Source organism: Rhizobium sp. 768_B6_N1_8 (assembly GCF_051811225.1).
GTDB lineage: Bacteria > Pseudomonadota > Alphaproteobacteria > Rhizobiales > Rhizobiaceae > Rhizobium.
On the sequence record NZ_JBPWPV010000002.1, the window covers coordinates 1,737,976 to 1,761,969 of the forward strand.

21 protein-coding genes are annotated in these 23,994 nt (G+C 59.3%); 9 read left to right on the top strand and 12 right to left on the bottom strand.

The genetic code is table 11. The features are described from left to right. Positions 1-93 precede the first annotated feature (93 nt). On the top strand, positions 94-1,149 hold the full coding sequence (speB, locus tag AB8B33_RS32240; protein WP_113321127.1) for an agmatinase: 1,056 nt from the start codon (positions 94-96) through the stop codon (positions 1,147-1,149). A 219-nt stretch (positions 1,150-1,368) separates the two neighbouring features. Here speB and AB8B33_RS32245 read toward each other — a convergent pair whose 3' ends face one another. After that, a complete protein-coding gene (locus AB8B33_RS32245) occupies positions 1,369-2,160 on the bottom strand; it encodes a GntR family transcriptional regulator (protein WP_439018480.1) in 792 nt (263 codons plus the stop codon). 165 nt (positions 2,161-2,325) lie between these two features. Between AB8B33_RS32245 and AB8B33_RS32250 the strand changes: the two genes are divergently transcribed. The 5 genes from AB8B33_RS32250 (at position 2,326) to AB8B33_RS32270 (ending at position 7,070) form a co-directional block, all read left to right on the top strand. After that, positions 2,326-3,582, top strand: a complete 1,257-nt coding sequence (locus AB8B33_RS32250; protein WP_439018481.1) for an ABC transporter substrate-binding protein — start codon at positions 2,326-2,328, stop codon at positions 3,580-3,582. A 104-nt stretch (positions 3,583-3,686) separates the two neighbouring features. Further along, complete coding sequence (locus AB8B33_RS32255; protein ID WP_439018482.1) at positions 3,687-4,781, top strand: ABC transporter ATP-binding protein; 1,095 nt, start codon at positions 3,687-3,689, stop codon at positions 4,779-4,781. Then, complete coding sequence (locus tag AB8B33_RS32260) at positions 4,778-5,668, top strand: carbohydrate ABC transporter permease (protein ID WP_439018483.1); 891 nt, start codon at positions 4,778-4,780, stop codon at positions 5,666-5,668. The genes AB8B33_RS32255 and AB8B33_RS32260 overlap by 4 nt, the downstream gene beginning before the upstream one ends. Before the next feature lie 5 nt (positions 5,669-5,673). Then, positions 5,674-6,552 (top strand): carbohydrate ABC transporter permease, encoded by an 879-nt coding sequence (locus AB8B33_RS32265; protein ID WP_439018484.1) that lies wholly within the window; start codon positions 5,674-5,676, stop codon positions 6,550-6,552. Between the two features lie 14 nt (positions 6,553-6,566). Beyond that, entirely contained in the window at positions 6,567-7,070 is a 504-nt protein-coding gene (locus AB8B33_RS32270; RefSeq protein ID WP_439018485.1) for a GNAT family N-acetyltransferase, read from the top strand. Between the two features lie 111 nt (positions 7,071-7,181). Here AB8B33_RS32270 and AB8B33_RS32275 read toward each other — a convergent pair whose 3' ends face one another. The 10 genes from AB8B33_RS32275 to AB8B33_RS32320 form a co-directional block, all read right to left on the bottom strand. Continuing rightward, positions 7,182-8,021, bottom strand: a complete 840-nt coding sequence (locus AB8B33_RS32275; RefSeq protein WP_439018903.1) for an SH3 domain-containing protein — start codon at positions 8,019-8,021, stop codon at positions 7,182-7,184. 635 nt (positions 8,022-8,656) lie between these two features. Continuing rightward, positions 8,657-10,276, bottom strand: a complete 1,620-nt coding sequence (locus tag AB8B33_RS32280; RefSeq protein WP_439018486.1) for a GMC family oxidoreductase — start codon at positions 10,274-10,276, stop codon at positions 8,657-8,659. Further along, positions 10,273-11,799, bottom strand: coding sequence for an FGGY-family carbohydrate kinase (locus AB8B33_RS32285; protein WP_439018487.1), 1,527 nt, complete (start codon positions 11,797-11,799; stop codon positions 10,273-10,275). Before AB8B33_RS32285 ends, AB8B33_RS32280 begins: the two co-directional genes overlap by 4 nt. Positions 11,800-11,831: 32 nt before the next feature. Further along, positions 11,832-12,674 (bottom strand): class I fructose-bisphosphate aldolase, encoded by an 843-nt coding sequence (locus AB8B33_RS32290; protein ID WP_439018488.1) that lies wholly within the window; start codon positions 12,672-12,674, stop codon positions 11,832-11,834. Next, a complete protein-coding gene (locus AB8B33_RS32295) occupies positions 12,647-14,395 on the bottom strand; it encodes an FAD-dependent oxidoreductase (protein WP_439018489.1) in 1,749 nt (582 codons plus the stop codon). The genes AB8B33_RS32290 and AB8B33_RS32295 overlap by 28 nt, the downstream gene beginning before the upstream one ends. Before the next feature lie 12 nt (positions 14,396-14,407). Beyond that, positions 14,408-15,403 carry an aldo/keto reductase gene (locus AB8B33_RS32300; protein ID WP_439018490.1) on the bottom strand — a complete coding sequence of 332 codons (996 nt, stop codon included), beginning with the start codon at positions 15,401-15,403 and terminating at the stop codon, positions 14,408-14,410. Further along, on the bottom strand, positions 15,400-16,404 hold the full coding sequence (locus tag AB8B33_RS32305; RefSeq protein ID WP_439018491.1) for a sugar-binding transcriptional regulator: 1,005 nt from the start codon (positions 16,402-16,404) through the stop codon (positions 15,400-15,402). Before AB8B33_RS32305 ends, AB8B33_RS32300 begins: the two co-directional genes overlap by 4 nt. A gap of 1 nt (position 16,405) precedes the next feature. Beyond that, positions 16,406-17,395: an ABC transporter permease gene (locus AB8B33_RS32310; RefSeq protein WP_439018492.1), complete on the bottom strand. Its 990-nt coding sequence runs from the start codon at positions 17,393-17,395 to the stop codon at positions 16,406-16,408. Positions 17,396-17,423: 28 nt separating this feature from the next. Continuing rightward, positions 17,424-18,968 carry a sugar ABC transporter ATP-binding protein gene (locus tag AB8B33_RS32315; RefSeq protein WP_439018493.1) on the bottom strand — a complete coding sequence of 515 codons (1,545 nt, stop codon included), beginning with the start codon at positions 18,966-18,968 and terminating at the stop codon, positions 17,424-17,426. Between the two features lie 72 nt (positions 18,969-19,040). Next, complete coding sequence (locus AB8B33_RS32320; RefSeq protein WP_439018494.1) at positions 19,041-20,072, bottom strand: substrate-binding domain-containing protein; 1,032 nt, start codon at positions 20,070-20,072, stop codon at positions 19,041-19,043. Between the two features lie 635 nt (positions 20,073-20,707). Here AB8B33_RS32320 and AB8B33_RS32325 point away from each other — a divergent pair. Continuing rightward, entirely contained in the window at positions 20,708-21,040 is a 333-nt protein-coding gene (locus tag AB8B33_RS32325; RefSeq protein ID WP_439018495.1) for a hypothetical protein, read from the top strand. Between the two features lie 8 nt (positions 21,041-21,048). After that, positions 21,049-21,336 (top strand): hypothetical protein, encoded by a 288-nt coding sequence (locus AB8B33_RS32330; RefSeq protein ID WP_439018496.1) that lies wholly within the window; start codon positions 21,049-21,051, stop codon positions 21,334-21,336. A gap of 496 nt (positions 21,337-21,832) precedes the next feature. On the opposite strand, the gene AB8B33_RS32335 is transcribed toward AB8B33_RS32330, so the two are convergent. Beyond that, positions 21,833-22,195 (bottom strand): DUF982 domain-containing protein, encoded by a 363-nt coding sequence (locus AB8B33_RS32335; RefSeq protein WP_439018497.1) that lies wholly within the window; start codon positions 22,193-22,195, stop codon positions 21,833-21,835. A 1,094-nt stretch (positions 22,196-23,289) separates the two neighbouring features. On the opposite strand from AB8B33_RS32335, the gene AB8B33_RS32340 reads away from it, so the two are divergent. After that, positions 23,290-23,721 carry an organic hydroperoxide resistance protein gene (locus AB8B33_RS32340; RefSeq protein ID WP_439018498.1) on the top strand — a complete coding sequence of 144 codons (432 nt, stop codon included), beginning with the start codon at positions 23,290-23,292 and terminating at the stop codon, positions 23,719-23,721. The last annotated feature ends 273 nt before the right edge of the window (positions 23,722-23,994 follow it).

A 23,994-nucleotide genomic window follows, 5' to 3' on the forward strand; every position in this document is an offset into this window, starting at 1 on the left:
GATTTCTCTTTGATCCCGATTGCTACAACGATACCAATGGCTTTCTCAACCTCTTTGTTGGGCGAGACGAAACTGAAGCGGAGACGCATGCCGATGGTGTGGGACAAAATGCGGCTTGAGCAGCTGCGCTCGGAGTTTGCGGACACCAATGGCGGCGAGATATTCGATGAGAAGTTTCGGAAAGTGGCGGAGAAGATCATCTCCAAAAATGGCACGCGACTGGCGCCATATTCTGGAGTGCCAACCTTCCTCAGCGCACCCTATATGCAGGTCGCTGCCGAAGAGCCGGACTTCGGCAATCTCCAGGTCGCAATCACCGGAATCCCGATGGATCTCGGTGTCACCAATCGCCCAGGTTCCCGTTTCGGACCGCGCGCACTTCGCGCCATCGAGAGGATCGGCCCGTACAATCACGTTCTCGCCACGGCGCCGGTCTTTGATCTTCGGGTCGCCGACATCGGCGACGTTTCGTTCCAGAGCCGCTACCGGCTGGAGCTCAGCCACGACGACATCGAAAGGCGCATTGGCCAAATCGTTGATGCCGGCGTCGCCCCGCTTTCCGTCGGAGGCGATCATTCGATCAGCCATCCGATTTTGAAGGCCATCGGCCGGCAACAACCAGTCGGTCTTATCCATATCGATGCCCATTGCGACACAAGCGGCGCATTCGATCGGACAAAGTTTCATCATGGCGGACCGTTCCGGAACGCTGTGCTGGACGGCGCACTTGACCCGACAAGGACAATCCAGATCGGCATCCGTGGCTCGGCCGAATATTTGTGGGAATTCTCCTATGCGTCGGGAATGACTGTGATCCATGCCGAGGAGATCAGCGGAATGGGGATCGCGGCGGTCGTCGCCAAGGCAAAATCCATCGTCGGCGACGGCCCGACCTATCTTTCCTTCGACGTTGACAGCCTCGATCCGAGCTTTGCACCCGGCACGGGCACGCCTGAGGTCGGTGGATTGACCACGCGTGAGGTCCTTGAATTGATCCGCGGGCTGAAAGGTATAAACCTGGTGGGCGGCGACGTCGTCGAAGTTGCACCGCAATATGACGCAACGAGCAACACTGCACACGCCGCAGCGCAGGTGCTCTTCGAGATCCTGAGCCTGATGGTATTCAGCCCCTCGATCGGCAGACGCTAAGCATTCTGTTCAACGAATGCGAGGTATGCGGGCAAGTCTCCAGGCCAAGCTATTGAGTGCCAATGACCGGTAAAAGCAGCATCGCTAATAGGCAACTGCTATGGCTGAAAAGCTCAAGAGCTCGCGAATCGGATCTACCCCGGTTCTGGCGGACGTGTCAGGCTACTGCATGGCGCGGAATTATCCCGAGCGGCAATCACCGGAGCAGGACAGAGTGGCTCAATACTGCGTGAAATCGCCCGATTCCGACTGAAGCAGCGTCAGCGGATAACGCGCGGGATGATGGACCAGCGCCGTCAGGTTGACCGGGCGGTTGCGATCGTCAAAAGCGATCTGATCCACGGTGAGAACCGCGGCTGGCGGAGGCAGCTCGAGCATCGCAGCCTCCTCATCCGTCGCAAGGCGCGCGCTCAGCGTTGTCTGCCCGCGTTTCGGATGAATGCGATAGCGCTCGCGAAGCTCGCCGTAGAGCGACCGGTTGGCAACGGTCCAGTCGAGATCAAGCAGGCCCGCAACGCGGGCCGCCGGGATCCAATCGGTCTGGACGACAGCAGGTATGTTGTCGAGAAGACGAAGCCGCGACAACAGAACCACCTCGGCGCCGGGTGCAAGGAAAAGCGGGCGGCTCACCTCAAGCGGCGCATGCACGATGCTGGCCCCGATCAGCCTATGGCCAGGACTTCGCCCGTTCGCTATGGCGATGCTGGTGAAGCTTTTCAGAACCTGGAGCTCGAAGCCGCCACCACGCTCGGCGACGTAAAGTCCTTTTCCCGGCTGGCTGTGTATGACGCCTTGTTGGATCAATTCTCGCACAGCATGGCGCACGGTGATCCGGCTGACATTATAGAGATCAACGAGTTCGCGTTCTGATGGCAGCTTGCCGCGCAACGGCAGCTTGCCGTCGCGGATAGATGCCAAAAGGGCTTCGTAGACCTGCTTGTGCAAAGGGCGAGGGTCATTCCGGTCGATGCCGCCCTTTGGCGCGACGAGTGGTGCCGGAGCTTGCTGCATCTTCGAAATCCGATCCTGTGCGGAGCACTCTTGCCGTTTTGCATCTTCGACGCAAACGTCGGCAAAGTCCATGTTGACATGACTGGTCATAACCAGTCCTATTGGAAACAAGGAGACAGAGAGCTCCGCGTGATGCCGAAGCGTTATCAACGAAGGGAACAATCGATGCTGAAGAAAAGCCTTGCCGCATTGGCGATATCTGCAGCCCTCTGGGGTGGCAGCGCGCATGCCGAAACCATTTCCGTGTTTTGCTCGCCAACGGAATTCGAGCTCTGCACGAACGTTGCCAACGCCTGGAAGGAAAAGACGGGCAACGAGGCCAAGATCAACAAGATGCCCGCGCTTCTGGACGATGCGATCCCGATCTATCAACAGTTGCTCGCCGCCAAATCCAAGGACGTCGACGTCCTTTTCCTCGATGTGATCTGGCTCGGCATGTTCAAGAGTAACCTGCTCGATCTCAAGGCAATGATTCCGCAGGCAGACCAGGACAAGCATTTCGCCTCGACACTCAATGCGGCCAAGCTTGACGGCAATCTCATTGCCATGCCCGCGTATATGGACGTCGGGCTCATGTTCTACCGCAAAGACCTGCTCGAAAAATATGGCAAGCCGGCGCCCAAGACCTGGGACGAGCTTGCTGCCACCGCCAAGGAAATTCAGGACAAGGAACGGGCTGCAGGCTCGGCCGACATGTGGGGTTATGCCTGGCAGGCAAAGAGCTATGAAGGCCTGACCTGCGACGCGATCGAGCTTGTTGCTTCCAACGGTGGCGGCACCATCATTTCTGACGAGGGAAAGGTGACTATCGACAATCCGCAAGCTGCCGAGGCGCTCGAAAAGGCGAAGGGCTGGATCGGCTCGATCAGCCCCGAGGGCGTCCTCAATTATGATGAGGAGCAGTCGCGCGCCGTCTTCGAATCCGGCAACGCGGTCTTCCACCGCAATTGGCCCTATGTCTGGGGCACTTCGCATGAAAAAGGGAGCAATATTGTCGACAAGGTCGGCGTGATGCCTCTACCGGTCGGCAAGGAAGGCGAAAAGTCAAGCGGATGCCTTGGCCCAATGTACTACGGCGTCAACAAATACAGCGCCAAACCCGAGGTGGCGGCCGACTTTGTGAACTTCATCACCGGCCCCGATATGCAGAAGATGCGTGCGCTGAAGGCCGCCCTCAACCCGTCGATCCAGGCGCTCTACAGCGATCCGGACGTTCTGGAGAAGATACCCTTCCTCAAGGATAACCAGCAGGCCTTTGCCGATAGCGCCGTGCGCCCGTCCGGCTACACTGGCACCAGCTACAACCGCGTTTCGCAGGCTTTCTACCGTTCGGTTCACGACATGCTTTCCGGCGGTGCCGAGGTCAAGTCCAGCCTGACGCCGCTGGCCGGTCGGCTCGAGAAACTGAAGGAAAGCCGCTGACGCTCTTCGGATTTCCGGCGGCGGGAACGCGGCCGGAACGCGTCACTGCCTCGCCACCAATCACGGTGGCGAGCCCTCTGCCGTCTCATACCCCCAGGTGAAAAATGGCATCGGTTTCGCTCGAATCCGTTTCGAAGAATTTCGGTACACATGCTGTTATCCAGAATGTTGACCTGCAGATCATCGACGGCGAGTTTGTCGTTTTCGTCGGTCCCTCCGGTTGCGGCAAGTCAACGCTTTTGCGCATCGTCGCCGGCCTGATCTCCGCATCGAAGGGTGTGGTGAGGATAGGCGGCGACGACGTGACTGATGTGCCCGCCTCCAAGAGAGGCGTAGCCTTCGTCTTCCAGTCTTACGCGCTCTATCCGCATATGAACGTTGCGCGCAATATCGGCTTCGCGCTTGAGACCCTCGGCATGAACAGGGCCGCTATCAGCGAGAAGGTGCGGTCGGTCGCACGAATGCTGAAGGTCGATCATCTGCTCGAACGCCGGCCGCGCGAACTGTCCGGCGGACAGCGCCAGCGCGTGGCGATCGGGCGCGCCTTGGTGCGCCAGCCCGAAATCTTCCTCTTCGATGAGCCGCTGTCCAATCTCGACTCGGATCTGCGCATGGAGATGCGCATGGAGATCGCCAAGCTCCACGACGATCTGAAGACGACAATGATCTATGTGACCCATGACCAATCGGAAGCGATGACACTTGCCGACCGGATCGTCGTTCTCAATCACGGACGCATTGAGCAGGTCGGCACGCCGAAGGAACTCTACCACACTCCTGACAACCGGTTTGTCGCAGGCTTCATCGGCAGTCCCCGCATGAACTTCCTGCCCGTGCAGACAACATCGGCCAAAGTGAGCGGACCGGGCGGCCTCGTCATCGATGCGGACACCGAGGGCCAGGCAGTGACCGAGATCGGCATACGGTCGGAAGCGATCCAGCTGGTGGCGGCTGGGGACGGACGAATGACCTGCGTGCTCGAACGTATCGAGGATCTTGGCCACGAGCATTTCGCCTATTGCCGCATCAACGGTGACGTCATCTGGGTCGTCCGCGTCAATGTCGAGCCGCCGAGGGAACTGATCGGCAAGGCGGTCGGCCTGAATTTCCAGGACGCCTCGATCTTTGCATTCGCCGCCGACGGAAGACGGCTCATTCTCAACCGCCAGGTCGGCGTGACCGAAGGAGCGCGGCAATGAGTGCCCGGCTCGCCCGCCGCGACCATCGTGCGGCCTGGCTGTTTCTGCTGCCGGTCATCGTCGTCATGCTGGTCGTCGCCCTCTGGCCGCTCGGCCGCACCTTCTTCTTCGCCTTCACCGATGCCTATCTTGACGATCCCTCAGTCTATTCAATGACAGGGGTCGACAACTTCCTTGAGGTCATCAACGATCGCAGCTGGTGGATTGCCGTCAAGAACACGCTGATCTTCACGGTCATCTCGGTCGCGATCGAGACGGTTCTCGGCCTGGCGATAGCGCTTCTCGTCAATGAAGCCATTCCGGGCCGCGGGCTGGCGCGCGCCGCCATCCTCGTGCCCTGGGCGATCCCGGTCGTTGTCTCGACGAAGATCTGGGAATGGATGTTGAACGACCAGTTCGGCGTTATCAATAAGCTCCTCATCGGGCTCGGCCTCATCGATCATGGTATTCCCTGGACGGCGAGCGGTTCGCTGCTGATGGGCGTCGTGATCTTCGTCGACGTGTGGATGACAACCCCGTTCATGGTTCTGCTCATCCTGGCGGGCCTGCAACTAATATCCTCGGAAATATTCGAGGCAGCGGAGGTCGATGGCATTCCGGCATGGAAGCGCTTCTGGTCGATCACCCTGCCGATGCTGCGCCCGGCGATCGGTGTGGCGGTCCTCTTCCGCGCCCTCGATGCGCTCAGGATGTTCGACCTTGCCTATGTGATGGCGGCGAGCAACGAAAGCGTGATGACCGTCTCCATCTACGCGCGCGACCGGCTGATCAGCTTCCAGGAGCTCGGCATCGGCTCGGCGGCATCGACCTGGGTCTTCCTGCTCGTCGCGCTTGTCGCCATCATCATCATCGGGGTCCTTCGCCTCGACAGAGCCGCGGGGACCTGAGCGACATGGCCGATGCAATCATCCCGAAGACCGTGCGCAAGCCTGCCTCCTACTTCCGGATGCGGCGCCGCGCCGTGCGAAGCCTGCAGGTCCTGGCTCTTCTGCTCGTCCTGTTCTACACGCTGTTTCCCTATTACTGGGCCTTCGTTTCCTCGACGAAGCAAGGTTCGGCGCTCTATCAATCCGCGCTGATGCCGGCGTTCGACTTCACCTACTATCGCCAGTTGATCGACAATCCTGTTTTCATGGGCTCGCTTTTGAACTCGGCCTATGTCGCGGTCTCAACCACGTTCCTGTCGCTCGTCATCGGGCTCAGCGCCGCTTATGCGCTGGGGCGCATCGACTTTCCGCAACGGCGCACTATCCTGATGATCGTGCTGATGATCTCGATCTTTCCGCAGGTCGTCGTTCTCTCCGGCATGTTCGAGCTGATCAACTGGATGGGCCTGTTCAACCGGCCAAGCGCGCTCGTCCTCACCTATCTCCTGTCGACCGTGCCCTTCACGACCTGGATCCTGACCACCTTCATCCGCGAGTTTCCGCGGGAGTTGGAAGAGGCTGCGATCATCGACGGCTGCTCACATTTTAGAATTCTGACGAAGATCCTGCTGCCGCTGATGGGACCCTCGCTCGCCAGCACGGGCATTCTTGCCTTCATTCTGGCATGGAACGAGTTTCTCTTCGCGCTGACCTTCACCCTGACGGACGAGAACCGGACCGTGCCGGTTGCGATCGGCCTGATCGCAGGCAATAGCCGGTACGAATATCCGTTCGGTCAGATCATGGCCGCGTCCGTTACCGTGACGCTACCGCTGATCATCATCGTATTGATCTTCCAGAGACGGATCGTTGCCGGCCTAACGGCAGGCGCCATCAAAGGCTGACAAAGGAATAAACCATGGACATGCTGGTAAAACTCTACGAGCTGAAGGCCGATCCTGAACTTAATGCGCGCATCGCCGAGCAGGGCATTACCATCCGGCGCGTCCTTGCGCCGGAGTTAAACGCTCTGACGGCCTGGATCGGGCCGCGCTTTGGATCCGGCTGGGTCGCGGAAGCGACGGTTGCCACGACGCGCCAGCCGCCCACTTGCTTCATCGCAATCCAGAACGACGAACTCATCGGCTTTGCCTGTCACGAGGCAACCGCGAAAGGCTTCTTCGGGCCGACCGGCGTCGATACGGTCGCCCGCGGCAAAGGTGTTGGCCAGGCTCTGCTGCTGACCACACTTCTCGATATGTACGCGCAGGGGTATGCCTACGGGGTAATCGGGGGCGCCGGTCCAATGGAGTTCTATCGTCGAAGCGTCGGGGCAGTTCCGATCGAAGGCTCGGAACCAGGCATCTATCGCGGCATGTTGCCGCTTGCCGAGCCGAAAGGCATTTCGGAATCGGGCCACTAGGTCTGGTCGAGACACCCACAAGAGACAGTCGCAAAGGTCGCGCCGACGAGCGCTTGTGTTGCACTTTAATTTCCACAAATGAAAAGGGGCGGCATCGTGCCGCCCCTTTATTCAGTTGTTGCAGTTAGGGTCGCCCGGATCACACGCACCGCGCGGTCTTCTTCGATCATTACCCGCCCCGCCATTATCGCCTCTGCGACGGATGTCACCGTTGTTGCTGTCGTCGCCTCCCCGGCGTCGAAAGTCCCGGCGATCGCGGTTGCCATTGTCATCGCCGTCACGGCGGAAATCCGGCCGGCGATCGAATTGCGGGCGGCGATTTTCGTCACCGTTGGCAGCCGGCCTGCGGTTGTCTCGGTCGCGATTGAAATCAAACTGTCGGCGCTGATCGCGATCGAAGTCCGTCCGGCGATCAGCATCCGGCGTGCGGCCAAGATCAGGTCTTCGATCAAATCCGCGACGTCCGTCAGCGTCTTGTCGTCGATCGAAGTCTGGCCGCCTATCGAAGTCTGGACGGTTGAAGTCACGAGGCGGCGGGCGATAAAAATCGGGGCCTCGACGCCACCGGTCACGGTCCCGATAAAAATCACGGTTGCGGTAATAGCGGTCCCAATAATTGCCTACGCTGAAGACAACGGTCGGGATTCCAAGCGGGCGATAATATTCGGGTCCGACATAAACACGCCGGCTTTGATACACCGCCTGAACATATCGTCCGGCGACCCAACCGCGACCACCGTAGAATTCGACGTCACACCATGGCACGTCAGCAAGGCAACCATGGATCTCGACAGATTCGCCAAGCGGGATAACGGCAACTGCGGGGTAGCTCGTGCTCGGACCTGCACGCATATTGACGTTCGCCGTCGAATAGCCTTCGGCGGCAGAGGCTATCGCAGGCGACAGCAAGAGAAGGCCGGTTGCGCAGATTCTGAGAAGTGTATCTTTCACATTCAACTCCATTGGGGCCGCGCCACCGTCATGATCCCGAGCGGACAGCTCCACATTGCGGTCGTGTGGAAAAAACGTAGCGCATATTGCCACTTAAGGCGTAACGTTGATGCACTTGTTTCTCCGAAAATAGATCTGTGGTGATGAACCTAGGTTGAACGCGCCGGTCATCGACTTGTTCGCTTTTTTGTACCTCCCAGGCATGATCCCTTCCGGCGTCGGCGTTACTGCAATAGCCGGTTGGCCATCGGTGCGCGCTCCGGCGGGACCATCCGCCGGAGAGTGGACGGCCGGCGCCGTGCTCCCCTTGGCTTGCCCGCACGACGTTCGAAACTGCGGCAGCTGCATGCCAGAAAACATTCGTGGAGTTTGACGGCGCTGCAGGTGAGTTGAAAAGGATGGCAACTCGCTGATCATGTCGAATGACCTGGCGAGGATAGAACCGCCGCGCCAATTCAATCTGCCGACAACGTTGATGCTGCCGGCCGCCCATCGCTCCCGAGGTATGGTGAAAGCATTAGAAACGCTTGAGCTGCTCGTGTGACATCGGGGCCGACAGCACGGCGATCTTATGGAAGTGGGCAGGGTTAAAGGAGGATTCCTGCATCTGCGCATCATCTGGGAGCCGCATTTTCTCAATTGGCGATCATGTCTGCCGCTTTCTCAGCGATCATGATAGCTGGCGAATTGGTGTTGCCTGAGACAATGGTCGGCATGACAGACGCATCAACGACCCTCAGCCCCAAGATACCACGCACGCGCAACTCTTGATCGACGACAGCATTGTCATCGCTTCCCATCCTGCACGTTCCAACGGGATGAAAAATGGTCGTTGCGATATCACCCGCCCTTTGGATCAGTTCTTCGTCGCGTTGAAACTCGAAGCCTGGCAGCATTTCCTTGGGCGCAAACCTCGATATCGCCCTTGTCTGCATCAGCCTACGCGCATGGCGTATCGATCTTGCGGCAACCATGCGATCTCCAGTGGTCGAGAGATAATTTGGCCTTATCTCCGGTGCCGCCCATACATCCGGCGCTGAGATATGTACGGTGCCTCTGCTTTCCGGGCGCAGGTTGCAAACCGACACCGTGACGGCCGGGTAGCGATGCAGCGGTTCGCCGAGCCTGTCAGTGCTGAGAGGCTGGACATGGTATTCGAGATCGGCGGTAGCCAAGGTCGGATCGCTCTTTGCAAAGATGCCCAGCTGGCTTGGTGCCATGGAAAGCGGGCCAGAGCGGCGAAGCGCGTATTCCAGGCCCATGCCGGCGCGTGAAAAGAGGTTGTGGTAGAGTTGGTTCAAGGTCTCTGCGCCTTCGATGCGGAAGACCGTGCGAATCTGAAGGTGGTCCTGCAGGTTCTCGCCGACGCCATTCAGCGAATGAATGACGTCAATTCCGGCCGCCTGCAGCACATCGGGCCTGCCGATCCCGGAGAGCTCCAATATCTTCGGTGAATTAATAGCGCCGGCGGAAAGAATGACCTCGCGGCGGGCGCACGCTTCGTGCATCTTGCCCTTCGATCGAAACCGGACGCCGGTGGCGCGCATGCCCTCGAACTGAAGCTTCTCCGTTTCGGCGCCCGTCATGACCCTGAGATTGGGTCGTTTCATTGCCGGGCGGAGGAACGCCTTTGTAGTGTTCCAGCGCAGCCCACCGCGTTGATTCACTTCGAAATAGCCCGAGCCCTCGTTGTCCCCGCAGTTGAAATCGTCCGTCTTCGGGATACCGAGTTCCTCGGCCGCATCTCGAAATGCATCGAGAACGGGCCATGAGAGGCGCTGGCGTTCCACCCGCCATTCGCCGCCCGCACCGTGCATCTTAGACCTTCCGCGGTAGTTATCTTCGGATTTGAGGAAGTACGGGAGCACGTCGTCCCAGCCCCATCCGGCATTGCCCGCCTGACGCCATCCGTCATAGTCGGCCGCCTGACCGCGCATGTAGATCATGCCGTTGATGGAGGAACATCCGCCAAGCAGCTTGCCACGTGGATAGGGAAGCGAACGGCCGTTGAGGCCGGGCTCTGACACCGTCCTCATCATCCAATCCGTCCGCGGATTGCCCATGCAAAAGAGATATCCGATCGGGATATGAACCCAGTGATACCGATCGCTGCCGCCTGCTTCGAGCAGCAAGACACGGTTTGCCGGATTTGCGGAGAGGCGGTTCGCAAGGACGCATCCGGCGGATCCTGCTCCAACGACGATGAAGTCATAAACGCCGGCATCGGCAATCGCATCAGATGAAGATTTGGTCACGCGGTCGCTCCCGCAGTGGGTTGGCGTGTCGATGATAGACGCCGCCAGACCGGCGCTAGTGCTTCCGCAATATCGCGGTAAAGATCGTAGCGGCGCGCGTAGTAATCTCGCATGAGCGCATTCGGAACGTAGTTCCGTTCGATGCGCACCATGGACGCAGCGCCATCGGCAAAATCCGCGAATAGGCCGGCACCCGTTCCTGCCGTGATCGCGGCACCGAGCGCGCCGGTCTCGCGCGAACGCGCAATCGATATCGGCAGCCCCAGGACGTCGGCGAATATTTGCGGCCAGACCATGCTTCGAGAGCCCCCGCCCGAAAGCACAGCCTCGTTGAAGATTGCTCCCGCCTCTCGCATCTTCTCGATGTGCTGGCGGTGGCCGAAGGCGACGCCTTCAAAGACAGCCCGCACGAGATGTCCCTTCGTATGCCAGCCGGCAACGCCGTAGAAGCCGGCGCGGGCATTGCCATTCTGCTGCGCGCCATAAAGGAACGGGTGATAGAGCGGATTATCGGAGGCGGGTTCGATCGCGGCGGCTAGCTCGCCGCAGAGATCGAACGGCGAGCGGCTGCCTGGAATATCCGGAAAGAACTCCCGTACCAGCCATTCGAGGTTGGCAGCCGAGGTGGCACTTGATTCGATCGCCATGTAGCGCTCGCGATCGAAGGTCGAGGACATGAAGACTGGGCCGGCGAGCTGCGGCGTGTCGATGATGACCTGATTGATGCTCCAGGTCCCGGCAATGATCGAAGCGGCACCGGTGCGGGTGACGCCGGAACCGACGGCCGAGGCGACGACATCAAAGAGACCGCCAACGACAGGCGTTCCGACGGCAAGGCCTGTCTGAGCCGCGGCCTCCGCAGTGATATATCCCGCAATATCGGAACTTTCGATGAGCGGCGGCAGCAGCTCCATGCAGTCACCAAGGCCATAACCCTCCATCAACGTCCGATCGTAGCGGCGAGCTGCAACGTTGAGCAGTCCGCAGCCGGTCATGTCGGACACCTCGCTTATACGAATGCCGGTCAGGCGGTTGACGATGAAGTCCTTGCACAGGAAGATTGTACCAACGCTGGCGAAGGTTTCCGGCCGGTGCCGCTTCAACCAGGCAAGCAAGGTCGGCGTCTGCGAAGGCCAGGGCCGCTGCTGACCGATCGGATAGGTGCGATCCCCAACGCCCTGCGTCTGCCATTCCTCGACGAGAGCTGCAGCCCGCGTATCCAGCGACTGGATGCCGAGCAGCGGCCGGCCGTCAAGATCCAAGGCATAAAGTCCGTTACCATGGCCGGCGCAACCGACGGCGGCGATCTCGCCGGGTTGGATTTCTGCTTGCTCGATGCAGCTGCGAATGACCTTGCGCGCATTCGTCCAGAGTTCGTCGAGATCACGTTCCACGTGCCCCGGCCATGGCATGCGGCTATGTCCCTCCGCCGATGCAGCGGCGATTTCGTTGCCGTGGCGATCGAAGATCACCGCCTTGATAACGGTATTGCCCGCGTCGAGCCCCAATAGATAATCTGCCATGCTTCCCCCTCCCAAGGTACCGGGCTTCGGTTTCAGCTGCGCTGATAGAGCGCAAACGCTTCTTCGCCGCCAGCATCATCATGCACGATCGCCATCAATCCGCGCACAACCGCGCTCGGATTGGCATGCTGGTAGATGTTGCGCCCGTAGACCATGCCCGCGGCACGCTGGCGCATTAAGGCCGCCGACTTGTCGAAGACGGCGCGAAGATCCTCCTTGCCGCCGCCGCGAACCAGAACCGGGCAGCGCGCTGCTTCCACGACCCTGTGGAAATCGCCGGCATTCGTGGTCGGATCCGCCTTGACGATGTCTGCGCCCATCTCGCGAGCAAGCCGGGTCAAGGTCACGATCTTGCCGGCGTCGCCATCGACCATGTAGCCACCGGCCTTGTCGACTGGCTGCATGACAAGCGGTTCGATCATCAGCGGCATGCCGTATCTGTCGCAGTCTGCACGAACGCGGGCGATATTCTGCACGCATTGACGGAAGAGGTCGGGCTCGTCCGGCAGCATGAACAGATTGACGACGACACAGGCCGCATCCATCTCGATGGCGCCGATCAACGGCTCCGCCTCGTTCTGCAGCACCGCCCACATGTGGCGGTGGCGTATACTGTTGTAGGGATTGCCCATATCGACGCGCATGACGAGAGCCGGCTTGTCCCGGCCTACCACTTCCTGCAGCAAGTCTGCCTGGCCATAATTCATCTGGATCGCGTCAGGCCCCGCATCGACGAGAGCCTTGACCACGGATTGCATATCTTCGAGACCACTGAGAAACGATGGTTCGTTGCAGACGCCATGATCGATCGCCACGTCGAGGCAGCGTCCACCGCCGAATAAGCGATTCATCCGGACTTTGCTGTTGTTTCGCATTCCATGCTCCTTTGGTCGTTCCGTTCAAAAAGGGTGGTTTCATCGATGCCGTGGCGTTCGCGCAAAAGCGTGATAAAGCGGCTGCGCTCCGCCGCGCTTTGTGCCGGTGTCCATCCCTTCTCCGCCGCGAGAAGATCAAGCACCGCATCCATCATCTGCAGGGAAAGATTGCCGGTTACGGCAAGCGTCGTGCGCCTGAGAAGCACATCGTCCAGCCGTTCGGCCGCTTCGTTGCGGATGAGAAATAGCAGTTCGCGCGTTGAATAGTCCGGATGGGGCATGACTTCATCGGGCCCGATGGCAATGAAGCTGGCGATCGCTTCCGCCTCGGTGCCGTAACGGGAAAAGAGCGCAGCCATCCGGCTCGCCGGAATTCCCTTTTCCGCTGACACTTTCGCGATCCAGGCCGCGCGATCGAGGGGAAATCGCCGCCCGCCTCCGATTGCCCTATCGGCCGTCGAAATTCGACGCTCCTTGCCCAGCCGCCCAAGGGCCAGATCGGCCGCGAGTTCGCCAAATGACCGGAAAGTCGTCCATTTGCCGCCGATCATGCACAACACCGACGGCCCACCATCGGCGGATTCAACGACGGTGCAGAAGTGGTCGCGAGGAATCCGGCCGGTAAAACTGTCGGTGCTCGCCGGCAACGGCCGCACGCCGGAAAACTGATAGGAGATTTCTTCCGGCCGGATTACGATATCAGGCAGGACGAAGGAAAGGGATTGCAGAATATAGTCGCGCTCGTCGGCCTCGCAACGCACCGCTTCCGGGTTCTCGACGCGGATATCGGTGGAGCCGACAAGCACCTTTCCAAGATAGGGGAACAGAATGCAGATCCGGCCGTCCTCATTCTCATAATAGATCATGTGACCGGCCAGCGCGCTGTAGAGCGCAGCGTTGTTGATGATGAGATGCGAGCCCTTGGTTCCCCCCATCAGGTTTCCAGGCCGGGTATCGGGCTTTAGAAGCGTGCCGTTGGTAATGTCGATCCATCCGCCGGTTGCGTTGATGATGAGTTTTGGTTCGATTGCGACCAGAGAACCGCCGATGTCGTCGCGGATGACATGCTGGCCGGCGTCACTCCTGCTGATCTCGGCATGGTTTAGTGCGCGTGCCTGTCGTCCGGCGGTAAGGCCGTCGGCCAGCAGTTCGATACCGAGCCGCTCCGGGTGGCTTACCCAGGCATCATAGTAGGTTGCGGAACTCCTGATCTGAGGATTGAGCGCCGGCCATTTCGCAAGCGTTGTGCGCCGGCCGCGAAACTGGTGAAGCGGCATCATGGCCCGCCTGCGCGTGAGAAAGTCGTAGATGCTGAGCCCCGCCTTGATCGCCAGAGCACCGCGGCGGCTTGGTCGCCGGGTCAATCCGAGGAAGCGGACGAGACCGTTGCCGAGACCGGAAAAGATGTCGAAGACGGGAACCGTTGTGGGTAGAGGCGCGACGTAGTGCGGGGCGTTGCGCAACAGCCGGTCACGCTCGACCAGAGATTCCTGAACCAGTTTGAACTCGCCGTTCTCAAGATAACGAAGGCCTCCATGCACCATGCGTGACAACGCAGCACTCGCACCTGAGCAATAGTCGCGCCTCTCGACAAGCAGCACATTGATCCCCTGCAGGGCCAGCTCACGGAAGACGCTGATGCCGTTGATGCCGCCGCCGATGACACACACGTCCACCTTCGGGCTCCGGCGAAGCCCGTCCAACGTTTCTTCACGATTCATGATGACGATCCGTTACCTGTCCATAGCGGTCAGTTTCGCTGAAATGGCTGCATTGATGGCTGACTGATCATCCGCATCCAGCCGTATGGTCCCGGCCCGGGCATTGTCGAGTGCCTGCGCTTGATTGCGAGCGCCGCAAAGAGCGAAGGTGATACCTGGCTGGGCAAGCGTCCAGGCGATTACTGTCTGTGCGACGCTAGCCTGATGTTTGTCGGCAACCGGCCGGATCGCGGAAGCAAAGTCCACGGCCTTTTTACGGTTCGAGACGGAGAAGCGCGGATTGTCCCGCCGTTGATCGTCACCAGAAAATATCCGCTCCGGGCCAATAGCACCAGACAGAAGGCCGAGCGCCAGCGAGGAATAGCTCAGCGTTGACACGCCATTCGCCCGGGTCAACGGCAGGAGATCGCTCTCAATCTCCCGATCGATCATGCTGAAGCGCTCCTGGATAGCATCGAGACCGCCAATGGCAATATAGGACTCCAGCTCAGGGGCGCTGACATTGCTGGCGCCGATCGCCCGGATCTTACCCGATATCTTCAGGTCTTCCAGCGCCCGCATCGTTTCCTCGATCGGCGTCGTCGGATCCTGCCAATGGGTGATATAGAGATCGATATAATCAGTGCCGAGGCGCCTTAAGCTCTCCTCGACTTCGTGGAAGATCGCATCGCGACCAAGGTAACGGTGAACCGGCCTGCCATCCTGATCGAAGAAATGTCTGCCCTTGTCGGTATGCCACACGAGGCCGCATTTGGTGGCGATGACTGCCTTGTCGCGGCGACCTGTAAGCGCCTTGCCGACGATCTCTTCTGACCGGCCGAGACCGTAGGCCGGGGCGGTGTCGATCAGCGTGACGCCGGCGTCAAGTGAGGCCTGGATCGCGGAAATGGATTGCGCCTCGTCCGTGCCACCCCACATCCATCCGCCGATCGCCCAGGTGCCGAGCCCAACCGCCGAAGCGGTGACGCCGGAACTGCCGATCGCTCGCATCAACTGCTGCCTGTTCATGCGCGTTTTCCTTCCGAGCTTGCGAGTGCGAGGACGCGTGCGCCGGTTGCTTCGTCGGTGACGAGCGTATCGAGGTGATGGCCGCGCATGACGCTGAGGATCGGACGCGCCTTGTTCGGTCCGCTTGCCACGCCGATTTTCGTCGGGATCGAGGCAAACTCGCCAAGCGTCAACGACACCAAAGACCGGTTGAGGCTGTAGTCGCAGACGCGCCCCTCGTCGTTGAGCAGATGGGCGAGCAGTTCGCACGAAGCGCCGGACCGTTCGATCGCCGCACGATCGGTGCTGGAGGATGGATGGAGGTCGTAATAGCTGGAGTCGTCCGACAGTATCGACCCGATTCCGACGATCGCCACCTTCGCCTCGCGGGCCCGTTTGAAGACATCGGCAACCGAGCGCATGTTGATCAGCATTTCGTGCTCGGCCGCGCTGTCGGCAAAGAGAGGCGCATGGATCTGGAAGGAGCGGCCGCCGAGCCGGTCAGCCATCATCGTCGAGACATGGTTGACATCGGTATAGTGCTTGCCCTGGACGCATCCCGTCGCAGGGATGACCTCGACGTCGAAGCGGCGCGGCGCCTGCAGGCCGGCGACGACGGCACTGACGCCCTTTCCGCCGGTAATGCAGATCGTGTCGCCGTCGGCAATCTGCTCCAGAAGTAGGCGTGCTGCCGCTTCGCCGACAGCCTGCAAAGCCGTTTGCGGATTGTCGGATACGGTCGGCACCACGATGGCGCGGCTAATGCCGCCAAGCGCCAGAAGCTGTTCCTCCATATCGACAAGCGGCTCGACCGGGGATTTGATCTTAATCTCCACGAGGCCGAGCTGGCGGCCGCGCTTGATCAGCCGATTGACGGTGGCATGCGAGATGCCGAGCCGGTCGGCGATTTGCGCCTGCGTCAGACCTTCCAGGAAGTGCAACACCAGAGCCTGATGCATCTGCCGCGCGATCACGATTTCCTCACGCGGCGCGGGTGCAGATTTTGGTTTTGCAATCGGCATATCAGGCAGCCTTCCGCTTGTGCAGGAAATGGTCGATGGAGACGGCGGCAAGCAGAATGCAGCCTTTAATCATGTCTTGCCAGTAGACCGAGACATCGAGCAGGATCAGCGAACTTGTGACGACCGACAGGAGCGCAATGCCGAGGATGGCGCCAAGGATCGTGCCGGAGCCACCGCTGAGCGAGGCACCACCGATAACCGCTGCGGCAATGATATTCAGCTCCATGCCAACGCCGAAGGTCGGGGTCGCGGCACCGAAGCGAGACATGTAGATGATGCCGGCGACACCCGACAACGTGGCACAAAGAACAGTGACCCAGAACTTGACCTGGTTGGTCTTGATCCCGGAATAGAGCGCCGCCTTCTCGTTGCTGCCAGTATAGAACACTTTCCGAAAGGCCGTGGCACGCCTCAGCAGGAAGTCGAAGATGGCGACAATCGCGACGAAGATCAGGATGACGTAGGGAACCCCGTAGAACGTACCCTGCCCGACTGCCTTGAACGATGGAGGCAAGGTAAACAGCGAAAGCGGCGTTCCCTTGGTGATGATCAGGCAGACGCCGCGCACGATGACCATGGCCGCAAGCGAGGTGATGAAGTGGTTGAGCCCGATCACCGTGACGAAGAAGCCCATTGCGCAGCCGATCAGCGCGCTTGCGAGAATCCCGACCAACGACGCGCTCCATGGATCGAGACCCATGAGAAAAAGTGATCCCGACAGCACCATAGAGAAGCAGACGACCGAGCCGACCGATAGGTCGATGCCGCCCACGATGAGCAAGATCGTCATGCCGACGACGACGATGCCTTCTACCGAGAACGACATCAGCATCGCTCTGAAATTGCCGAGCGTCAGGAAGTGCGGAGAAGCAAAACTCATGAGCACGCAGAGCGCCAGGATGATCGCGATCAACCCCGCTTCGCGCATTGTTGCAAGCCTTCTCCAGGAAGATGCGCGCTCCTTCGTCACCGCCAATGCGTAATCTGTCATTGCCTGGTCTCCCATCCCTGCTTCTTCTTCAGACGGCATGCTCTGATGCCTTCGATTTGATATGTCGCCTTGCGCCGATACCGGATGCGAGCCTCATGACGGCTTCCTCGGTCATCGCCTCGCCTTCGAGTTCTCCCGCGACGGTGCCTTCCCGAATGACGATTGCCCGGTCGCAGAGACCGAGCAGTTCCGGCAACTCTGATGTTATGACGAGGATCCCGATCCCCGAACGCGCAAGGTCGCGCAGAAGTCGATGAATTTCCGATTTGGCGCCGACGTCGATACCCCGCGTTGGCTCGTCCATGAGGATCACTTTCGGATCGACCGCCAGCTGCTTGGCGATCGCGACCTTCTGCTGATTGCCGCCGGAAAGTGATGAAACCGGCATGTCGATGCCGCCCATGCGAACGCCAAGGTCGCGTGCCAGGTCTCTTGCCAGCGCCGCCTCCGCCTTCGCGTTCAAGAGCCCGAACCGTCCTGTCAGCGATTTCAGGTCGAGAGCTGCAATGTTCTGCGCGATCGACAGATTGAGGAAGACGCCGGACCCCTTACGATCCTCGGACAGGTAGACGAGCCCTTCTCGCACCGCGTCTGCATAGCACGTCGCCCGCAGCACCTTGCCCTGCAGCCGGACCTCGCCTTGCTCCGTCCGGCGCAAGGCGCAAATACCCTCCGCAATCTCCGTCCGGCCGGAACCGATCAGGCCGCCGATACCAAGAATTTCACCCTTGCGAAGTTCAAAGCTGACGTCCTGAAAGCGCTTCCCGTCGCCAAGGTTTCGAATGGATAGGATGGCTTCACCGCCGCGCTCGGCCACGGGCTGCTTTTGCGGATAGAGCTGCGTGATTTCGCGGCCGACCATGCGGCGCACCACATCCGCGGCCGTTGTTTCGCAGACCTTTTCGGTCGAGACGTAATGTCCGTCGCGAAAGACGGTGACGCGGTCGCAGAGATTGAAGATTTCCGCCATGCGATGGCTGATGTAGACGATCGATATGCCGTGGGCCTTGAGATCGTTGACGATGCCGAAGAGCACCTGCGCTTCCGTCTCCGTCAGCGCCGCGGTCGGCTCGTCGAAGATGAGAACGCGGCAGTCGAGTGTCAGCGCCTTGGCGATCTCAACCAGCTGCTGGCTTGCAATCGGCAGCTCTCCGACCTTTCGGCGGACGTCGATCGGGGCAAGACGGTTCATCACCACCTGCGCCTCGCGTTCCAGCCGGGCGAAATTCATAAACGGCGTGCGGCGCCGGTTGGTCGTCGCCATGAACATGTTTTCGGCAACCGTCGCATCCGGGCAAAGCGCGATTTCCTGATGCACAAGACCGATACCCAGCGACTGGGCAGAAGCCGGGGAAGCGATCTTGACGGCCGCACCATCGACGAAGATGTCTCCTTCGTTTGGCTGCAGGACACCGGCGATTATGTTCATCAAGGTCGATTTACCCGCGCCGTTCTCGCCGCAGAGGGCATGCACTTCGCCCCTCTCGAGACTGAAATTTACATCCGTCAGCGCCTTGATCGCGCCGAAGCGCTTGCTGACGTTGCGTATTTCCAAGACCGGCGCTGGCGTCATGACATCCTTTCCCTTCCCTACCCTGCATCGGTTGTCCGGGATCTCTCATCCCGGACAGCCGATTTGCCAGGATTACTCCTCGATGCCCTTCGTACCACGGCGTTTCAGGTACTTGTCCCAATAGAAATCGTCGGCATTGGCGGCTGTCACGATCGACAGGCCGTTATCGACGACGGGAATGCTCATCGGGTTGAAGCCTGAGCGCTTGGCGTCGTTCATCGGGTCGATCAGTTCCGGATGCTTGGCAAGCCACAGCATCATGAAGCCCATGTAGCCCTGCATGCCCTGGTTCGGATTGATCGAACCGAACACTTCGCCGGCCTTGATCATGTCGAGAATGTTGGCGTTGACGTCCGCGCACATCACGAGGATCTTGCCGCCGCTTTCCTTATTGGCCTGGGCTGCCCCGATTGCCGAGTTTGCCTCCGGCATGAACACGGCATTGAGGTTCGGATGCGCCTGCACAAGGCTCATGAGACCCTGATAGGCCTTGTTGGGGTCCTGGTTCGATGCGGCCCGCCCGACGAGCTTCATGTCAGGATATTTTGTTTCCATGCGAGCGATGAAAGCCGCGATGCGCTTGTCATGATTGTCCTGGCCTGGATTTTCCAGAACGGCATATTCGCCCTTACCACCAAGCTTCGCGGCAATCGCGTCGGCCGCGTAGGTGCCTTCACGCGTATTGTCCGAGGTGATGAAGGAGATGCGCTTAGAGAGCGGCGAGTCTGCGGCGAAAGTGACCACCGCCGTGCCCTGGTCGATGGCGCGGTTGATCGGCTCGATGAAGGGGTCGGAATTCATCGGATGGACAAGGATGCCTGCCGGATTTTGCGCGAGCGCCTGATCGAAGGTGGCGATCTGCTTGTTGACGTCATATTCCGGCGTACCGGTATAGGCGGTCTCGCAGCCAAGCTGTCGGCCGGCCTGCTTGAACATTTCATAGACCGGAAACCAGTATTCGACGCCCGAAACCATGACGTTCATGACGTATTTCTCGCCTGGCTTGCAGCGAAACGGATTTTCCGTTTCAGCCGCTGACGCAGCCGTGCTCAATGTCGCGACAGCCAAAACAGCCATCGCTGTCGTGCCCAAAAAATTGCGCAAAGTTCCTCCTCGAGGCTGACGCCCCTCCCAAAAAGCCGATGGCGCACAGCGCGCCTTGTTCATGAAACCGGGCTTCCTCCTCGAACCCCGGTGATGGCAGTTAGCCTCGGGAGACACTGGTTGTCAATATAATTCACACTGTGAAATATATTTCACGGCGCATTCTCATGATGCGGGCTATTGCGTGGCAATACCTCGTTGCATGCGGATATGCCCCGAATAAAGTGGACGTGCTCTAGCTACAGGAGCGTCAGCGGCTGCCAAAATCGCATTACGACCTACGGGGTCCGGCTTCGACATGCTTTGTCAGAACGATGTCCTCCAAGCTGACGAAGGCTGGTATTTTCGTGCAGTGATTGGCGGTAATTAGGTAACTATCTCGCAGAATATCGCGCAATCGGTGGCAAAATGGCAGGCCACGCCCATTAATAAGCACTACATCTACGTTGTAGCGCTACGATGATAGCGGCGCAGGTTGGGGTGCGGCAGGGACCATCACCGTTATTGATGCGACATGGGGATCCTACTTGCAAATCGGAACAATAGTGCAGTGCATCGTGCCGATGTTCGTGTGGCGGCATTTGGAACATTCCCTACTCCGAAGTGTTTTCACGAGAGCGAAGGAAGGAGGGTACATGCTCTCCATTCAAGCAAATGTCGTCGATTACACGAAACGCATCGGCGCAATAGTCTGCGCCGTCGGACTTTCCTGCGGACCGGCATGTGCCCAGATATCCCCCGATCAGTCGGATCGCTGCCAAGCGCCGGATCAGCAGCAGGACCAGGTCCCAGTCCCAAAGGACGGCAATTCTCGATCAGCAAACAAGTCGGACGCCGAACAATTGGCTGATTGCAACGGCGTGTTAAAGCCACCCTCGACCGGCGACCGCGATCTCGTCAAGCCTGCGCCACCGGTCGGCGAGACACCCGTAATCCCGCCGGACGAGTTTCCTCAGAAACAGCAGTAAGGAGAATTATGCTGGAGTGTGTGATGAACGTTGATGATGAAAACGCTGCCGTCTTCGTATGGATCGTTCCGGAAGGTGCGGAAGATACCCGTCATCTTTCCGTTGACGGGGACTATGTTGGCTCGATTGCCAAAAGCATCGACAACCCTTCAGCAAAGCATCAGTGGAGTTGGCGCATCATCATTCCCGACAGCCTTGATCGAAGCACGCCATTGGCGGGGTATGCGGACGATGAACTGGCCGCCAAGAAGGCTGCAGAAGAGGCTTATTCGGGTGCGAGACGGGAAAGCGGGTGAAGGCTTGAGGTTCCTTCGGCGCCCGCTTCAACTGGAGGTCGGGCTTGTTGCCGCTCTGATGATCGCGCAATGTAGCTCAGCCGCAAAGGGCGGCCGCCTCCGATGCCTTCGCCCCACCATGCCTGTCGATGTAGCTGTCGTAGACTGCGCAATCAACGATACAGCGCGACCAGAGGCCGTGGCCGACCGCCTGCCGGTCTCTGCGCCCCGATCACAAGCCTGTATCCATCGAACTTGAGTTCCGCGATATAGCGCGGATCGCTTGGCGGCTCCGCCTTGAGCATCCAAGCGCCGGCCCGACGCGGTCGGCATCGGATCGAGAAGGAGGTTCGGCCACGCAGGATCACGCGACCTACGAACGCGGCCCTTCAAGGGCTTGTCTTCGGAAAGCATTGGCTTGGAACGGAGTCGGTCGATCATCTGGGGATTACATCAGTAAGTTCTAAAGAAGTGGTTGTCTTGATGGCTAAGGATGGTACCGTTCCTACCAGTCACCTTACCGGGTGCGGACTTGAGTGTGATGACCCCCAACTGCCCCGCTTCGGCGGGGCTTTTGTCGTCTTTTGCCGGCCTTCTTTTTCCCTTTCATGTCATCCGGCAGGATGTGCATTCTCGATGCATGTGCCGCCTCCACGAACGCCTTGCGGGCGACTTCCGGATCCAGATAGAGCTGCATGGCGTCCATCGAGGTCGCCAGCGCATGGTGGAATAGAGCGGGGTCGTTTTCGAGATGCGGCCATTGTTCGCTCAGCAGAAAAGCGGCGAGATCCTCGACGCTGTGTGCCTGACGATATCTCGCCATGCCGTCGATCTCGACGTGGAGTGGACGAATCGGTGTCGGGCTCTGAAGATTGTCCATGAAGCGGTACCTCTCAAAATCACGACAGACTCACATGGGACGCGATTCGAACGTGTCGAGTCTCCCGTTGCGGAATCCACCGGAAAGGCATGCATGGGACATCACATCGATCCGCAAGGATCGGCCAGAAAACAAAGAAGCGTATCGGAGCTTTCAGCATAGCGTCCGGGGGGAACGCGCGGGAAAGCGGGAATTCGCGTCACACAAGGGCGTGAGCAAGGGCAGCCGCAGGAGCTGAGCGAAAGCGATCCGAAGGACAAGCGGGACCGACTGCCCCACAACCGAGTGTTCCGCTTGCGGGCCGATTTCTAAGCTCTTGAAGGGACACGATCTGGAGATCCCTACGATCCTCAACCAACTGCATGCCAACTCAGAGCGCTGACTCTTTACGCCCTGATTATAGTCACGGTTCGCTGTAATTCGCTCGACCAGAATCTAAACTTAGGTATCGGTCAAATAGACCTAGTCCTGATTCTCCAAAGTCTCCAACTGCGCGATCCTCGATTGTGAACCGACGCTCATCGGCATCTTGAGGAAACCCCGATGTCACACACCCAATTATCCTTGTACCACCGCGATCGGCGCGAGACCTCGTCGTCCCACTCGCGCGTTCTGACCGCGGCGAATTCGAACTACCAAAACACTCTAATGGTGCCAACGGCATTCCCTTACGGCCCCGAACCGGGCCCCTTAGGCGTGAACACGAGCACTCGCAGTCCGCGTCAATTTCACCCGTTGATTGCGCTCTCGACAGTTCTTCTTATCGCGATTGTCGCGTTCATTGCCGTTTCTTGGGCGGGAGCCCAGCTGATTGGAATGCTTCTCGCGCTATACCAATGACACCGGGATTGAACTCGTATGAAGTTGCCCGATGTCGTCAACGGCCCCGGATTCTCCGGCGATGGAGAGGTGTTTTTCAAACCTTTCCACACATCGAAACAGAGCACGGAACCGGCATGGGCCTCACCATTTGCAGGTTTATCGTCGAATCCCATGGCGGAAAAATATCGGCCGCGCCAACCCGTCTGGCGGCGCTCCATTCCTCGTGAGCCTGCCCCTCACCCACAAAACAACGAACTCAAAGGAGCAAGTATATGGAAGCGATCTACACAGCCAAGGTAACCGCCTCCGGTGGACGTCATGGCAAGATTAGGAGCGACGACGGCGTTCTCGACTTACAGCTGGCTATGCCGCAAGCTTTGGGCGGCAAAGGAGGCGCAACCAATCCTGAGCAACTTTTCGCGGGAGGCTATGCCGCGTGCTTCGAAAACGCCCTTTTCCGGGCAGCACGGGAAAGCCGTCATCACATTCCCGACGGTGACATCGAGGTGGTTGGTGAAGTCGGGCTCGGCAAGACCGAGAGCGACACGTTCGCGCTGGCTGTTACCCTGCACATCACGATCGTAGGGATCGAACCGGGCCTGATCGACGAGCTTGTCGCTCGGGCTGACGCGATATGCCCATACTCGAACGCCATTCGCGGAAATGTTGAGGTTAGGAAGCTGGCCCACTCTGGGGTCTCGTAATCGAATATCCGATGCGAGAACAAGCGGCCCCCATCAAAAAGACCTGACGATTATCACTAGTACCTACCACGGAGTGTGGGGGTACCTACACTTTGATCTGGTTTCGCTCCAATCGGGTCTGGCCTAAAATCGCGCTCATCGACCGATATCGTCAACGCAAAGCGTTATGAGGACGGCAACCCCATAGCCTTAGACGAAACTTGCTGAACGCCCGGTCACTCGGCGGCGAACGAACAGCGCACCTGGCGCAAACCTCTGATTTTGCATGATTTT